Below are 15,758 nucleotides of genomic sequence, written 5' to 3' on the forward strand. Positions count from 1 at the left end.
AGCTTGCTGCCTAGTCGTAGTTGGAGAGGGTGGGGCCACAAACGCGCTCGCGGAAGGGCGAGCGCGCACCCTCACCCAGCTCCGACTAGGCCCGCGTGAAGAACGCGGACCAAGTCTGCGCAACCCTCTCCCGTCAAGGGAGAGGGAAAGAAATCAGAAGCTGATCTCGTCCGACATGCCGAGCGACGCGATCGTCAGCGGCGCCATCGGCTCCTGCGTCTCGCTCTCGACCATGTCGGTGCTCGCGTCACGATCCGAATAGATGAAACCCTTGGTCGGGTAGGCGCTGGTGCCGAGGCCGCCATTCGGGCCGTACCACACTTTGACCATGCTCCAGTCGCCGGCCTCGGATACGTCGACCGCGCGGACATTGCGCTCGATTCCGCCGCGGCGCGACCAGTTGGCGTGGGTGAGCAGGACCTCGCGGTCGCTGACGACTTCGCTGACCATCGCGACATGGCCGAGGCGCATCTTGCCGGTCGAGGAGAAAGCCAGCACGGCGCCGACCTTCGGCGCATGGCCGCGGGCGTAACGGCCGGCTGCCTGGTTCCACCAGGTATTGGCGTTGCCGTGGATCGCGATGCCGGAAATGGTGCGGGCATAGGGAGCGCACTGCCAGAACTGCGCCATGGCGGGGGTCGCCACCATCAGGCTGCACGAAGCCACCAGCGCAAAACGCGCTGCAAACGCCCGGAAATTCATGTGGCCCCCTCAGGTCCCGCTAAACTCGTGAGCCTGTAAGAGCAGGTCGAACGGGCATGGGGAACCCCATCGGCTCGACGAAGGGAACCTTTTAGGACGAACCGTGTTTACCGGGCGATGACTGCCCCTCGCCGCACGCCGATTGGCGCGCGCGGCGCAATGCGCGCTCGCCAAGGCGCCGCATCATCGGTAGAATCACCTATATGAAATCGTTCGTCCCGGCCCTGTGCCTGCTCCTTCTCGCCTGTTCGGACCGGAGCGGCGCCGGCGGCAATGACAATGTCCTGCTGAACGAGAACGAAACGTCGGTCGCGCTGAGCCCGGGTACGCAGCCGGTGCGGATCGGCGAAGGCGGCCCCGCTTTCCAGGCCTGCAACAGTCTTGGCCGCGTGGTGAACCTGCCCAGCGGTGAAGCCTATTTGCCGGTGCGCGCCGCGCCCTTCACCGAGGCCGACGAGCTGATGCGGCTCGAGGCCGGCACCCAGCTTCGTGTCTGCACCCGTTCGATCGACCAGCGCTGGATGGGCGTGGTGGTCGCGCCGGCCGAAGCGCCCGACACGGATTGCGGCGTCGCCGCCCCGGTGGCGTCGCCGCGCGCCTATAATGGCCCATGCAAGTCCGGCTGGGTATCGAGCGCGTTCATCCGCTTGATCGCGGGATAGGCATCAGGGCGCGTGCGGCGCGCCCTCGCGTTCCGCCGCCGCGGTGCTCCGCGCCAGCCGCGCCTCATGCTCCGCCCGGCCGAACGGGAAGCGCGAATAGCACAGCGCGGCCAGGCCGTAGAACAGCAGCTCGAGGCAGATGAAGACCATGGTCAGCCGGTCGATCGTCGCGACCGGCACCTGCCCGGGCCGCGCCGCGGCGGGGAAAGCCGCGAAGGCCAGGATCGCCCCGGCCATGAAGATGCCGACCCCGCCGACCATCTTCTGCACGAAGAAGCTGCCGGCATAGAAGACGCCCTCGGACCTTTTGCCGGTACGCGTCTCGGATTCCTCGACCACATCGGCCAGCATCGCCGCGCCGAGGATGAAGGCCCCGACGCTGCACGCGGTGTTGACCATGAAGATCAGCAGCAGGAGCGGCAGCATCAGCGCGGAGCCCGGCGCCGGGAACAGCCCGAGCAGCCGCAGCACATAGGGTGCCACCAACAGGCTGACACTGACGAAGGACAGGATCATGCCGACACGCGGCTTGTTGCCGCCCCGCGTCAGCAGCGGCGCGATGAAGAAGGCACCGATCGCCCCGAGCAGCAGCGAGAGCGAGAGCCATTGATAGTCCGATCCCTCGAACCGCCAGACATAGGAATAGAGATAGTTGGACAGCGCGAAGGAGATGCCCTGCGCTGAATAGGCGAACACGCCGGCCGCCATCAGGATCAGGAACGCCTTGTTCGACACCGTCGCGCGAAACTGGGCGAGGTGCGTGCCGAAGCGTGCAGTCGATTTCGGGACCTTGGGCAGATATTTGATCTCGTGATGCAGGCCGATCGACGACAGCGTGATCGACACGGCCATCACGATCGCGCCGAACAGCGCCATGCGCGAATAGCCGTCGGCATTATGCAGGCCGACCGGATGAGTCGCATCCGGCACCAGGAATACACCATAGGCCAGCGCCAGCATCGCCAGCCCGCCGCCCCAGCCGAACAGGTAGCGATAGGAAAAGAGACGCGTGCGCTCGTCATAGTCGGAGCTCAGCTCGGGGCCCAGCGCCGAGGACGGAATCTCGAACGCGGACAGCGCGATTCGCACCAGCAAGGCGCTGCCGAAGACGTAGAACAGGGTCGCCGTCTCGGACCATTGCGGCGGATTCCACAGCAGCAGCCAACCGATCGCGATCGGCAGGGCGGACGCGTACATCCAGGGATGCCGCCGCCCCCAGCGGCTGCGCGTGTGATCGGAAAGATAGCCGATCGCCGGGTCGACGAACGCCTCGACCACCATCGCGCACATGATGGCGATGCCGACGGTGCTCGCCGGCAGGCCGATCACCTGATTGTAGAACAGCAGCAGGAAGGTCGCGAAGCCATTGTCCTTCACGCCGTACGCGATCGATCCGAAGCCGAACGACCAGCGGCTCCGCGCGCTCAGGGTGCGCGGCGGCGGCGCGGCGATCAGGACTCCACTCAAGACGCGAACCGATCGAGCGCGGCGAACAGCGACGGCGCGGCGGGATCCCAGCTGTGACGCGGCCCGATCGTCATGCCGCCGTCCACCGTGATGTGCGTGCCGGTGACGAAGCTCGCATCGTCGCTCGCCAGATAGGCGACGGCAGCGGCGATATCCTCGGACTTTCCGGCGCGCTGCATGGGTTGGGCATGCGCCGCTATACCTCGAATCACGCCATTGGCCATCTCGCGCTTCTCGCCTTCTATGCCTAGCACCGCGGTAAAGATGTTCGTGGTGATGAACCCAGGGCATACGGCGTTTACCCGGATATTGTGACGGGAAAGATCGGCGGCGGCCATGGTCGTCAAATGCAGCACCCCTGCCTTGGCGACTGAATAGGCGGTCGGCGCCGCGCCGGTCTGCAGCGCCGCGATCGAGGCCGTATTGACGATCGCCCCGCCGCCCCGCGCGATCATCAGCGGCGCGGCATAACGGATGCCCATCGCGACCGACCGCAGCAGCAGCGCCTGGGTCCTGTCCCAGTCCTCGGGCGAGATCTCGTCGATCGGATCACGCGATCCGCCGGCGCCTGCATTGTTGAACACCACGTCCAGACCGCCCGCCGCATCGGCCGCCGCCATCAGCGCGGCGATGTCCCCGACCTCCATCACATCGGTGCGCAGGAAGTGGATCCGCCCGTTCGAGGTGGCGGCGACATCCTCCCCGCCGGCTTCGTCGATGTCGCCGATCCACACCTCCGCGCCCTCCTGGGCGAGCCGCAACGCCGTCGCGCGGCCGATCCCCGAAGCGCCGCCGGTCACCACGGCGCGCTTGCCTGAAAAGCGCATTTCATTCTCCTGCATCATGATTTTGGTCAGCATAGTATGGGGTTTGACCCGGTCAATGCGGCCTTTTTGGAATTTCGGGTTTGCGCGCGCTTGCGGGACCGCGTGCCCTTCACTACCAACCGTCACCCGGACTCGTGACGATGAGAGACTAACCCTTGGCCCTCGATCCAGAAACTTTCGACGCCCTGATCGACATGGTCCGCCGCTTCGTCACCGAGCGCCTGCGCCCGCTCGAAGCCGCTGTCGAGGAAGCCGATGCGATCCCCGCCGAGGTGATCGGCGAGATGCGCGACATGGGCCTGTTCGGCCTGTCGATCGCCGAGGAATATGGCGGCCTGGGCCTCACAATGAGCGAGGAAGTGCGCGTCGCGATCGAGCTCGGCCGCACCACGCCGGCCTTCCGCTCGAGCTTCGGCACCAATGTCGGCATCGGCAGCCAGGGCCTGGTGATGGCGGGATCGGACGAGCAGAAGGCGCAGTGGCTACCGCGCATCGCCAGCGGCGAGATCGTTACCAGCTTCGCGCTCACCGAGCCGGATGTCGGCAGCGATTCGGGCAGTGTGAAGACCAAGGCGGTGAAGGACGGTGACGTGTACCGGCTTACCGGCACCAAGCGCTTCATCACCAATGCCGACAAGGCCGATCTGTTCACCGTGATGGCGCGCACCGGCGCGGAAGCCGGCGGCCGCGGCGTCTCCGCTTTCCTCGTGCCGCGCGACCTGCCCGGCCTCTCAATCGGCGAGCCCGAAAAGAAGATGGGACAGAAGGGCGCCAAGGTCGCCGATGTGATCTTGGACAACGTGCCCGTGCCCGCCGCCAACAGGCTCGGTGCCGAGGGCGAGGGCTTCAAGATCGCAATGCGCGTGCTCGATCGCGGGCGGCTGCACATCTCCGCCGTCTGCGTCGGCGTGGCCGAGCGGCTGATCGCCGACTGCGTGGCCTATGCCAGCGACCGCAAGCAGTTCGGCAAGCCGATCGCCGAGCACCAGCTGATCCAGGCGATGATCGCCGATTCCAAGACCGAAGCCCTCGCCGCCCGCGCTCTGGTGCTGGAGACGGCGGCGGCGAAGGATGCGGGACGCGATGTGGTGATGGAATCCGCCGCCGCCAAATATTTCGCGAGCGAGATGGTCGGCCGCGTTGCCGACCGCGCGGTGCAGATCTTCGGCGGCGCGGGTTATATCGCGGATTACGGCATCGAACGCCTCTACCGCGACGTACGCCTGTTCCGGATCTACGAGGGAACCAGCCAGATACAGCAACTCATCATCGCCCGTGAGACGATAAAGCGCGGGGGATAGGATTTCTCCCCTCCCGCTGGCGGGAGGGGTCGGGGGAGGGCCTGTCCCCGAACAATGACGCTCGCGGGGAGGACAGGCCCTCCCCTAGCCTCTCCCGCAAGCGGGAGGGGAATTCAGGAGACGACAATGGACACCACCAACCTCTTCCGCCTGGACGGCCGTATCGCCCTGGTCACCGGCGGTTCGCGCGGCATCGGCAAGATGATCGCGGCCGGCTTCATCGCCCAGGGCGCGACCGTCTACATCTCCTCGCGCAAGGCCGACAACTGCTTCGAGACCGCGGCGGAACTGGGCGAGAAATGCATCCCCCTGCCCCAGGACGTCTCCACCGTCGCCGGCTGCAAGGCACTCGCCGCCCAGCTCGCGGAACATAGCGACAAGCTCGATATCCTCGTCAACAACGCCGGCGCCGCCTGGGGCGAGCCGTTCGAGCAATTCCCTGAAAAGGGCTGGGACAAGGTGATGGATCTCAACGTGAAGTCGCCCTTCTTCCTCACTCAGGCGCTCCACCCGGCGCTCAAGGCGGCGGCGAGTCCCGAGCGCCCGGCCAAGGTGATCAACATCACCTCGATCGACGGTCAGCGGCTCAACCCGTGGGAGACGTACAGCTATCACGCGTCCAAATCGGCGCTGATCTACCTGACCAAGCGCATGGCCGCCCGGCTCATCACGGATTCGATCAACGTCACCTCGATCGCGCCAGGCGCCTTTGCCAGCGAGATGAACAAGGCCGCCCGCGACCATGGCGACGCCATCGCGCGGAGCATCCCGGCCAAGCGCATCGGCGTCGACGAGGACATGGCCGGCGCCGCCATCTACCTCGCCAGTCGCGCCGGCGATTATGTGGTTGGTGACACGATCACGGTCGATGGCGGCCTGGTGAACGCGGCACTGGGGACGTCGATCGACGCGTGACGCTAACTCCTCCCCGGAACGGGGAGGGGGACCGCCCGCTTCTTCAGCGGGTGGTGGAGGGGCTTGGAGCGCGGAACGTCTGCCCCGCGCTCCAAGCCCCTCCACCAGCTTCGCTGGTCCCCCTCCCCGAGCAAGCTCGGGGAGGAATTAATCAGCGCGCAATGCCGCCCGCAGCCAGCACCGCCAAGGTTACCAACTCGCTTGCGGTGGAGGTCATCGGCGCGATCTGCACTGATTTTTCCATGCCGACCAGCATCGGGCCGATCACGGAGTCGCCGCCCAGCTCGCGCAGCAATTTGGCGGAGATATTCGCCGATTGCAGCCCCGGCATGATCAGCACGTTCGCCGGGCCCGACAGCCGCGCGAACGGATAATTCGCCAGCTGCTTCGGGTTGAGCGCCACATCCGGCGCCATCTCGCCCTCATATTCGAAACTCACCTGGCGCTCATCGAGCACCTTCACCGCAGCGCGGATATTCTCCAGCCAGTTTCCTTCCGGATTGCCGAAGGTCGAATAGCTGAGGAACGCCACACGCGGCTCATGCCCCATGCGCCGCGCGACCATCGCGGTCTGCTCGGCGATATCGGCCAGTTCCTCGGCGGAAGGCCGCTCGTTGATCGTGGTGTCGGCCATGAACACGGTGTGACTCTGCCCGACCATCAGATGGATGCCGAACGGCGTGCGGCCGGCCTCGGGATCGATCACGCGGCGCACTTCGCGCATGGTGTGCGCATAGGTGCGGGTGATGCCGGTGATCATCGCATCGGCCTCACCGAGCTGGAGCAGCACCGCGCCGAAGATGTTGCGGTCCTGGTTGATCATCCGCTCGACGTCGCGGCGCAGATAGCCGCGTCGCTGCAGCCTGTTGTAGAGGAAGTCGACCATCTTGGGCACCAGCGGCGAGTTGCGGCTGTTGTGCAGCTCATAGCTGTCCGGATCGGTCACCCCGAGTGCCTTCAAACGGTCATAGACATCCTCGCGCCCGACCAGCACCGGCGTGCCGTAACCGCCGTCCTTGAACGCGATCGCCGCGCGCAACACGACCTCTTCCTCGCCCTCCGCGAACAGCACGCGCTTGGGATGGGCCCTGGCGCCCTCATAGGCCAGGCTGAGCACCGACGTCGTCGGGTTCATCCGCCCGCGCAGGGTCTGGCGATAGGCGTCCATGTCGAGGATCGGCTTGGTCGCCACGCCCGAATCCATCGCTGCCTTGGCGACGGCGGCGGGGACGATCTCCATCAGCCGCGGGTCGAACGGCGCCGGGATGATGTAATCGGGGCCGAAGGTGTGCCGCACGCCGTAGGCGACCGCGACTTCTTCCGGCACCTGCTGGCGGGCAAGCGCGGCCAGCGCCTCGGCGGCGGCGACCTTCATCTCGTCGTTGATCGTCGTCGCGCGCACGTCGAGCGCGCCGCGGAAAATGAACGGGAAACCGAGCACATTGTTGACCTGGTTCGGATAGTCCGACCGGCCGGTGGCGATGATCACGTCGGGCCGCGCCCGCTTCGCGTCGGGCGGAGTGATCTCGGGATCGGGATTGGCCATGGCGAAGACGATCGGCTTGGCCGCCATCTTCATCAGCAGCTCCGCCGGCAGCGCGCCTGCGGCCGAAAGCCCCATGAACACGTCGGCGCCGTCGAGCGCTTCGGCCAGCGAGCGCTTCTCGGTCTTCACCGCATGCGCCGACTTCCACTGGTTCATGTCGTCGGTACGGCCCTGCCAGATCACGCCGGTGCGGTCGCACATCAGCAGCTGGTCGTGCGGCAGGCCCATCGCCTTGATCAGCTCGGCACAGGCGATCGCGGCGGCGCCCGCGCCGTTCATCACGACCGTCGTGTCCTTGATGTCGCGCCCGGTCAGGTACAGCGCGTTGATCAGGCCGGCGGCGGCGATGATCGCGGTGCCGTGCTGGTCGTCATGAAACACCGGGATGTTCATCCGCGCGCGGAGAGTCTGCTCGATGATGAAGCATTCGGGGGACTTGATGTCTTCCAGGTTGATGCCGCCGAAGCTCGGCTCCATCAGCTCGATCGCATCGATCAGCCGGTCGACATCCTCGGTCTTCAGCTCGATGTCGATCGCGTCGACATCGGCGAAGCGCTTGAACAGCACTGCCTTGCCTTCCATCACCGGCTTCGACGCCAGCGCGCCGAGATTACCCATGCCGAGAATGGCGGTGCCGTTGGAAATCACCGCCACCAGATTGCCCTTGGCGGTATAGTCATAGGCGGTCGCCGGATCCTCGTAGATCGCGCGGACCGGCACCGCGACGCCCGGGGAATAGGCCAGCGCGAGGTCGCGCTGAGTCGCCATCGGCTTGGAGGCGATGATCTCGATCTTGCCCGGTCGGCCTTCCGAATGGAACAGCAGCGCCTCACGCTCGGAAAACTGGACGTTCGATTCGTCGGCCATGCATCTCTCACTTTCGTTCGTCACCATCAGCGGGCACGAATCCTATAGGATCATCGCCTTTAGACACGAAGTGACCCTACGTCATCCCGGAGTTGTATCCCGGCCCAACCCCGCCGCTCGTTGCTGGGGCTCTTGCGACAAGGATCGGGCCGGGACAAGCCTGTCCCGGCAAAAACCCCCTGTTCGGCAGAAAAGCATGGCGCACCCCGGCTCCTGACGGCGCCACGCATAACCCGTCCTTAACCGTGCATCGGCTAAGCCCGCGCCAGTGGTGCCAGGCCTTTCTGTCATCCGCACCCGTTGCTTGCTCCGTTACAGGGTCCCCGCCGTGAATGATGCCGTCCAGCTCAAGCAAATGCCCGTCGCCGGAAATGCCGCCGACGCGATCGATCTCGCCGATCGCCTGCGCCTGTTCGGCTTCAGCGCTGAAGATCTCGCCATGGCGCGACGTATGTGGACCATCGCCGAGCCCGAGCTGGCCAGGGTCGCCGAGACTCAGCAGGCGCAGTGGCGCCGTTTCTTCGGCGATCGCGGCCAGGGCTCCGAATGGACCGTGCAGGCCGGCGTCACCTATCTGCGCGACCGTTACGACCGCCCCGACCAGCTCGATTGGGTGCGGGCCGCGGAGCGGATGGTCGCCCAGGCCTTTGCCGCCAATGTCTCGCTCACCGCACTCATCTCGATGACCTGCGCCGGCGCGACTCAGATGCTGGAGATCCTCGGGCGGCTCTATGATTGCTCGAAGGAAGAGCGCCAGCAGATCAACGACGTGTTCTTCCGGCTGCGCTCGCTCGAATGCGACATCTACGCGTCGCTCTTCACGGCCTATATCGAGTTCGACGCGAAGCGGCAGCGCGACCGGCTCGCCGCCGAGTTCCGCGACGGGCTCGCCCATCTCGTCGAGGCGGCCACCCAGGAGGGCGGCGAGCTGCGCCGCCAGGCCGGGGCCAGCTCGACCTCGGCGCGCGGCATGCTCGGCAAGGCCTCCGAAGTCGCCGCCGCCGCCGAGCAATCGGCCATCGCGATGCGCGAGGCAGCCCGCACCTCGGCCGGCCTGATCCGCGCGATCGAGGATGCCCGCACCGAAGTCGAGGCCGCCGCCGAGATCTCGACCCGCGCCCTGTCCGAGGCAGGCGCCGCGGTCGGCATGTCCGAGACGCTGAGCAGCCATGCCCAGTCGATCGAATCGATCCTCGGGCTGATCCGCGACATTGCCGGCCAGACCAATCTGCTCGCGCTCAACGCCACGATCGAGGCCGCGCGTGCCGGCGATGCCGGCCGGGGTTTCGCCGTGGTCGCGCAGGAAGTGAAGTCGCTCGCCAGCCAGACCGCACGCGCCACCGACGACATCGCCAGCAAGATCGCCGCGATCCAGTCCGCCACCCGCTCCACGGTCGAGACCAACGCCTCGATCAAGTCGATCGTGACCGAAGTTCAGGAAAGCGCGAACCGCATCCGCTACGCGATGGAAGCACAGGCGCAGACGGTGACCGCGATCACGGCGGCCGTCGACGAGACGGCGCTGGCCGCCGATTCCATGTCCAACACCATCGCCGCGATCCGCGAGGATACCGAGGCGGTGGCCGAGGATATCGACGGCGTCGGCCGTGGTTTCGACCGGCTCGACGCCCGCCTCGGCACGCTCAAGGGCAGCGCCGGCGACTTCGCGGCGCGCGTGGCGGCCTGAAATCGCCTCGATGGCCTAACCCCCTTGTGCTCCCGCGAAGGCGGGAGCCCAGTCTGGGCTCCCGCCTTCGCGGGAGCACAAGGAATGTCCTGAAAGGTCCGCCCTACCACCCACCCACGTCGATCACCGCCTGGGCAAAATCACCCGGCGCTTCCTGCGGCAGGTTATGCCCCACCCCGCCGCCGATCGTCCGGTGCGCATATTTCCCCGAAAATTTCGCGCGGTAATTGGCCGGGTCCGGATGCGGCGCCCCATTGGCGTCGCCCTCCATGGTGATGGTCGGAACGCCGATGACCGGGCCCGCGGCCAGTCGTTTCTCCAGGCCGTCATAGGCCGGCTCGCCTTCGGCCAGGCCGAGCCGCCAGCGATAATTGTGGATCACGATCGCGACATGGTCGGGGTTGTCGAGCGAGGCCATGCTGCGCTCGAAGGTCGCGTCGTCGAACCACCATTTCGGCGACGCCGTCTCCCAGATCAGCCGGGAAAAATCGCGGCGATATTTGGCATAGCCCTCGCGGCCACGCTCGGTCGTGAAATAATATTGGTACCACCATTGATATTCCGCCCTGGGCGGCAGCGGCATGCGGTTCGCCTCCTGGCTGCCGATCAGATAGCCGCTGACCGAGACCAAGGCCCTGCACCGCTCCGGCCACAGCGCCGCGACGATGCACGCGGTGCGCGCGCCCCAGTCGAACCCGGCGACGATCGCGGTGCCAATCTTCAGCGCGTCCATCAGCGCGATCACGTCCTGCCCCAGCGCGGCCTGCTGCCCGTTGCGCGGCGCATCGGCCGAGCGAAACAGGGTGGAGCCGTGCCCGCGCAGATGCGGCACGATCACCCGGTGCCCCTTGGCTAACAGCAACGGCACGACCTCGACGAACGCGTGGATATCATAGGGCCAGCCATGCAGCAGGATCACCGGCGGGCCGCCCGCCGGGCCGGCATCGACATAACCGATGGTCAGCGGTCCGGCATCGACCTGCTTCAGCGGCCCGAAGGATGCGGGCGGGCTCGCCTGGGCCGATCCGATGGCGACGAATGGCGCGGCGGCGATGCTCACAGCCGTTGCCCCGATGAGGCGCCGGCGGTTCTGGTCGATCGTCTCGGACATGTTCTTCTCGCCCCTGGCAGTGGATGATGCGACCGACAGGTAACGCCTCCGGCCGCGTCACGCAGCTGACCAAAGGTATAGGCCGTCCCCTCGCGATCACCCGACGTGCAGGGGTAAGCGCGAACGCCAGGGAGCGGTTCGCCCGCCACGGACACGAAAAAGGCGCGGGCGGCACAAGCCGCCCGCGCCCCTGCCATCCGCTGCGAGCACGCTCAGACCAGGTTGACCTCGACCGGGATATTGCCGCGCGTCGCCTTGGAATAAGGGCAATGCTGATGCGCCCCGTCCACCAGCGCGCGGGCGGTGTCGGGGTCCACGCCGGGCAGGCTGACGTTCAGCCGCGCGCGGAGCGAATAGCCGTCCTCGCCGCTCGCCAGATCCACTTCGGTGTCGACCGCCAGCTCGGCGGGCAGCGTCACCTTCATCGCGCGGGCGACCACGCCCATCGCGCCGATGAAGCAGGCCGACCAGCCCGCCGCGAACAGCTGTTCCGGATTGGTGCCGGTGCCGGTGCTGCCCGGCGAGGACAACTTGATGTCGAGCCGTCCGTCGCTGCTCTGCGCGGCACCATCGCGGCCGCCGGTGGTGTGAGTCCTGGCGGTGTAAAGGGTCTTGGTCTCGGACATGGTCTGGCTCCTTGGTTGAATATTCATCGTATCCGCTTCAATCGGATGCGATCTAAATAGGCCGATCAAAACGCGAGTCAACCCCCTTCCGATTTAATCGCATGCGATATATATACTATGCATCGACGGCATCCGCGCCGCCGCCAAGGATCCGCCATGAACGTCGCCATCCCGCCCGACCTGAAACTGTCGAACTTTCTCTGCTTCTCGATCTACTCGGCCAACCTCGCCTTCGGCCGGGCGTACAAGCCGCTGCTCGAACAATTCGGCATCACCTATACTCAATATATCGTGATCGTCGCGCTCGCGGAGGAAGACAATCAGACCGTGGGTGGCCTGGGCGAGAAGCTGTTCCTCGAATCCAACACGCTCACCCCGATCCTGAAAAAGCTCGAGGCGGTGGGGTTCCTCAGCCGCACCCGGGCCGCTGCGGACGAGCGCCAGGTGCTGATCAGCCTTACCGATGCCGGCCGCGACCTGCACCGCCGCAGCCTGTGCGTGAACCTCGCCGAGGCGACCGGCCTGACCGCGGAGGAATTCCCCATCCTGCAACGGGCGATCGGCAAGCTGCGCGACAATCTGCTGGAATCGACGCGGAACCAGACCTGAGTCCAGCCGGACCGGCCTTCCTCCTTCCGTTCGTTTCGAGCGACGTGGTGATCGGTCCCTAAAGCCGCTTGGCCGCCGGGGTGAAGGAGCCAATCGCCGTCACCGTCACCTGCTGCACACAGCCCCCCTGCACCGCGATCCGCACCGCACCGATATCCATCGACACCGGCGCCGCCTCCGCCAGCCCCACCTTGAGCCGCACCGCCTGAGCGGGCGTCAAACTCACCTTGGTCGCAAGCCCGGTCAGCAGCAGCGGAATCGCCCGCTCGACATCCGCCGGATCGCCGCACTTCTTGCCCACACCAGAGGTCAGCGCGACCTGCCGGATCCAGCCATCGGGCAAGCGATAGAGCTTCGCATCGCCTCCATCCCCGCTGGTCGCGATGATCGTCCCGCCCGCGGGATCGGGCACGATCTCGTCCTTGCTCGGCTTGGCCCAGGGCGCGCCCAGCCCGGCGATCGTCGCCCGCACGCCCGGCACCGTCTGGTCGAAGCTCGGCTTGGCCGGCGCCGCGGCGGGCGCCTGCGCCTCCTCCGCCGACCCGCAGGCCGCAAGCATCGACAGGACGCCAAGGCCGCCAATGGCGCGCAAGCTGTGGATCAAAGGTGCCTCCCCGTTCGCATCACCCCCGCGGATAGCACGCGCGCTCGACCAAAGACGAGCCGCGATATGATGGTTCGCGCAGAGGCGCGGAGGCGCAGAGAAGAGCCGGGACGCAGATAGTGCTAATGATCTGGCCCGTCCGGAACGAACTTGTGCGCGATCATCGCGCCTCAAATTCTCTGCGCCTCCGCGCCTCCGCGCGAAACCTCTTCCTACTCCACTCGCCTAAACACAGCGGGACGTTCGACCCCGCTTATGTGTCGTTGGTGGGAACCCGATTGGCGCCCGCACGCCGCCGTCCTAGTGTCATAAAACAACATAACGCGCAGCGTGGGGAGCGCTCATGGCCCGGAAAACGACAATTCTACTCGGGATAGCCGCGTGCCCCGTCCTATTCGTCGCCCTCCCCGCCGCCGCCCAGGACCGCAGCAGCGACAACGCCGTCACCCAGGCCGAGGATGCGTTCGGCTATAGCGTCGGGCGGGAATCGATCGGCATCTATACCGCCAACAGCGCGCGCGGCTTCTCGCCCACGTCCGCCGGCAACGTCCGCATCGACGGCCTGTATTTCGACCCGCAATTCACCCTGACCAGCATCGTCTCCGAATCCTCGAGCATCAAGGTCGGCCTGTCCGCGCAGGGCTATCCCTTCGCCGCGCCCAGCGGCATCGTCGATTATACGCTGCGCCGCCCCTCGGCCAAATCCTCCGCGTCGATCGTGCTCAACGGCGATTCCTATGGCAGCTTCGGGCTGGAGATCGACGGCTCGCTCCCCGTCACCGGCAATCTCTCGCTCGGCTATGGCCTGACCGTCAATCATGTCGAATTCCCCGACGGCACCGACAACTGGAACCATGCCCAAGGCCTGCTCGCCCGCTGGACCCCGGCGCCGGGCGTCGAGATCCTGCCCTTCTGGACGCTCTCCAACGATTATAACGATGAGGCCGGCCCCTTCTACATCTCCGCCGGCGCGTACCTCCCGCCCCAGCCGCCCGCGCGCCGGTTCGACGGCCCGGGCTGGGCCGATTTCCGCTACAGCGCGACCAATCACGGCGTGCTCGCCTCGGTTGTCCCGGCCAAGGACTGGGTGATCCGTATCGGCGCGTTCCGCTCGGTGTTCGACCAGGCGACCAGCTTCACCAACCTGCTGATCGACGTGCAGCCGGACGGCACCGCCAGCCGCCTGATCATCGCCGATCCCCGTGCGAAGAACGTCTCGCTCAGCGGCGAGGCCCGCGTCACCCACAGCATCGCCGACGGCCCGCGCCTTCACGTCCTCCATCTCAGCATGCGCCAGCGCGACGCGCGGCGGATGTTCGGCGGATCGGACGAGGTCGATCTCGGCCCTACCCGCATCGGCACGCCGGTCACCGCGCCGCGCCCCGCTTTCGTCTTCGGTCCGCAGGCACACGACCGGGTGCGCCAGGCGACCTGGGGCGCCGCCTATGACGGCCGCTGGAAGGATGTGGGCGAACTGAGCATCGGCCTGTCCCGCGCCGATTATACCAAGACCACGAGCCTGCCCGGCCTCGCCCCCGTAACGGCGCGCTCGCACCCATGGCTCTACAACGGCACCCTGGCGATCACCGCGATCAAGCGGCTGACCTTCTATGCGGGCTATGCGCGCGGGCTGGAGGAAAGTGGCCTCGCCCCGCCCAACGCCGCCAACCGCAACCAGCCGCTGCCGACCATATTGACCGAGCAGAAAGATGCCGGCGTGCGCTGGCTCGTCACCGGCAACATCAAGGCGGTGGCAGGCGTGTTCGACCTGCGCCGCCCCTATTTCAGCTTCGACACGGCGAATATCTATACCCAGACCGGCACGACACGCAGCCAGGGGGCGGAATTCTCGGTCTCGGGCAACCTGACGCCGCGGCTCGGCATGGTCGCCGGCGGCTTCCTCCTGCGCCCGCGCATCACCCGCGACGCGACCGCGACCGGCACCATCGGCAGGCGCCCGGTCGGGCTGCCCGACCACCTGTTCAACCTCAACCTCAACTGGCGCACGCCGATGCTCGAGGGCCTGTCGCTCGACGCCGCGCTGTTCCACCGCGGCACCGTCGCCGCGCGCATCGACAACCTGGTGATCATCCCCTCCCGCGCGCAGCTCAACCTGGGCGGGCGCTATCAGTTCAAACTGGCGGGCAAGCCGGCGACCTTCCGGCTGCAGGCGGGCAATATCTTCGACCAGCAGGGGTTCGGGACGAACGGGCCGGGGGTCTATGCGGCGAATTCGGGGCGGTATCTGACGGGGTATCTGGCGGTGGATGTTTGAGCGCGCGGTCAGACGTGGCTTCGCCAGGTTCGATACATCGGGAAATGACGCTTCGAAGAAAGTTTCGCCGCGACCAGCCGGACGTGACGGAGCAAGGCTCGCGCGCCACTCCCGCCAATTGAACCGGCAAAGCCAACCCCCAGACCGGCGGGCCCCGCGCCTCCCGCCGATCCGCGAGCATTAGCGGCAGATACGCACCCGGTACCCATACCGCCATTCCGTCCAGCACCGCGGCCCATACCAGCCATAGCCGCCGCGCCAGCGATAAGGCCGGTGCCGATAGCGTGGCCCGTACCAGCCGCCGCGATAGCCGCGATAGTCCCGGCCCTGCCAGCCACGGTCCCAGCCGCGGCCATCATCGCCGCGATAGCCGCGATCGTTCCAGCCGCCGCGATGGCCGTCCCATCGCTGCGCGTCGGCGCTCGTGCTGATAGTGAGTGAAGCAACCGCCAGGCCGGTTGCGGCAAAGATGTGTGAGATCTTCATCGTCTGGTCCCTTCCTGCCCGCTGAGTCGGGCAGGCAGAAGCTATGCCGGCGATCGCGTCGGGACGCTGAACG

Annotated in this window: 14 protein-coding genes; 6 read left to right on the plus strand and 8 right to left on the minus strand. The window is 66.6% G+C overall.

Annotated features, from left to right (window positions below):
- Window positions 1-153: 153 nt before the first annotated feature.
- The gene (locus tag ACZ1I5_RS15430) at window positions 154-702 is read right to left on the minus strand and encodes a CHAP domain-containing protein (RefSeq protein ID WP_465170120.1); all 549 of its coding nucleotides are present in this window, start codon (window positions 700-702) and stop codon (window positions 154-156) included.
- Between the two features lie 203 nt (window positions 703-905).
- Here ACZ1I5_RS15430 and ACZ1I5_RS15435 point away from each other — a divergent pair, with 203 nt between their 5' ends.
- Window positions 906-1,364: a hypothetical protein gene (locus tag ACZ1I5_RS15435; RefSeq protein ID WP_465170121.1), complete on the plus strand. Its 459-nt coding sequence runs from the start codon at window positions 906-908 to the stop codon at window positions 1,362-1,364.
- A gap of 3 nt (window positions 1,365-1,367) precedes the next feature.
- Here the strand turns inward: ACZ1I5_RS15435 and ACZ1I5_RS15440 are convergent, their stop codons facing one another.
- Together ACZ1I5_RS15440 and ACZ1I5_RS15445 are read right to left on the minus strand one after the other, a co-directional pair.
- Window positions 1,368-2,831 carry an MFS transporter gene (locus ACZ1I5_RS15440; protein ID WP_465170122.1) on the minus strand — a complete coding sequence of 488 codons (1,464 nt, stop codon included), beginning with the start codon at window positions 2,829-2,831 and terminating at the stop codon, window positions 1,368-1,370.
- Window positions 2,828-3,658, minus strand: coding sequence for an SDR family NAD(P)-dependent oxidoreductase (locus ACZ1I5_RS15445; protein ID WP_465170123.1), 831 nt, complete (start codon window positions 3,656-3,658; stop codon window positions 2,828-2,830). The genes ACZ1I5_RS15440 and ACZ1I5_RS15445 overlap by 4 nt, the downstream gene beginning before the upstream one ends.
- Window positions 3,659-3,813: 155 nt before the next feature.
- Here ACZ1I5_RS15445 and ACZ1I5_RS15450 point away from each other — a divergent pair, with 155 nt between their 5' ends.
- Window positions 3,814-4,959, plus strand: coding sequence for an acyl-CoA dehydrogenase family protein (locus tag ACZ1I5_RS15450; protein WP_465170124.1), 1,146 nt, complete (start codon window positions 3,814-3,816; stop codon window positions 4,957-4,959).
- Between the two features lie 126 nt (window positions 4,960-5,085).
- Window positions 5,086-5,874, plus strand: coding sequence for an SDR family oxidoreductase (locus ACZ1I5_RS15455; protein ID WP_465170125.1), 789 nt, complete (start codon window positions 5,086-5,088; stop codon window positions 5,872-5,874).
- Window positions 5,875-6,025: 151 nt separating this feature from the next.
- Here the strand turns inward: ACZ1I5_RS15455 and ACZ1I5_RS15460 are convergent, their stop codons facing one another.
- On the minus strand, window positions 6,026-8,287 hold the full coding sequence (locus tag ACZ1I5_RS15460) for an NADP-dependent malic enzyme (RefSeq protein WP_465170126.1): 2,262 nt from the start codon (window positions 8,285-8,287) through the stop codon (window positions 6,026-6,028).
- Between the two features lie 355 nt (window positions 8,288-8,642).
- On the opposite strand from ACZ1I5_RS15460, the gene ACZ1I5_RS15465 reads away from it, so the two are divergent.
- Window positions 8,643-9,974, plus strand: a complete 1,332-nt coding sequence (locus ACZ1I5_RS15465; protein ID WP_465173983.1) for a methyl-accepting chemotaxis protein — start codon at window positions 8,643-8,645, stop codon at window positions 9,972-9,974.
- Between the two features lie 103 nt (window positions 9,975-10,077).
- Here the strand turns inward: ACZ1I5_RS15465 and ACZ1I5_RS15470 are convergent, their stop codons facing one another.
- The gene (locus ACZ1I5_RS15470) at window positions 10,078-11,085 is read right to left on the minus strand and encodes an alpha/beta fold hydrolase (protein WP_465170127.1); all 1,008 of its coding nucleotides are present in this window, start codon (window positions 11,083-11,085) and stop codon (window positions 10,078-10,080) included.
- Window positions 11,086-11,297: 212 nt separating this feature from the next.
- Entirely contained in the window at window positions 11,298-11,711 is a 414-nt protein-coding gene (locus tag ACZ1I5_RS15475) for an organic hydroperoxide resistance protein (RefSeq protein WP_465170128.1), read from the minus strand.
- A gap of 156 nt (window positions 11,712-11,867) precedes the next feature.
- Between ACZ1I5_RS15475 and ACZ1I5_RS15480 the strand changes: the two genes are divergently transcribed.
- On the plus strand, window positions 11,868-12,320 hold the full coding sequence (locus ACZ1I5_RS15480; protein ID WP_465170129.1) for a MarR family winged helix-turn-helix transcriptional regulator: 453 nt from the start codon (window positions 11,868-11,870) through the stop codon (window positions 12,318-12,320).
- Window positions 12,321-12,378: 58 nt separating this feature from the next.
- Here the strand turns inward: ACZ1I5_RS15480 and ACZ1I5_RS15485 are convergent, their stop codons facing one another.
- Window positions 12,379-12,924: a hypothetical protein gene (locus ACZ1I5_RS15485; RefSeq protein ID WP_465170130.1), complete on the minus strand. Its 546-nt coding sequence runs from the start codon at window positions 12,922-12,924 to the stop codon at window positions 12,379-12,381.
- Window positions 12,925-13,267: 343 nt separating this feature from the next.
- Here ACZ1I5_RS15485 and ACZ1I5_RS15490 point away from each other — a divergent pair, with 343 nt between their 5' ends.
- Complete coding sequence (locus tag ACZ1I5_RS15490; protein WP_465170131.1) at window positions 13,268-15,199, plus strand: TonB-dependent siderophore receptor; 1,932 nt, start codon at window positions 13,268-13,270, stop codon at window positions 15,197-15,199.
- 180 nt (window positions 15,200-15,379) lie between these two features.
- On the opposite strand, the gene ACZ1I5_RS15495 is transcribed toward ACZ1I5_RS15490, so the two are convergent.
- Window positions 15,380-15,685 (minus strand): hypothetical protein, encoded by a 306-nt coding sequence (locus tag ACZ1I5_RS15495; RefSeq protein ID WP_465170132.1) that lies wholly within the window; start codon window positions 15,683-15,685, stop codon window positions 15,380-15,382.
- Window positions 15,686-15,758: the final 73 nt, after the last annotated feature.

Source organism: Sphingomonas sp. BL-S-30, assembly GCF_055521475.1.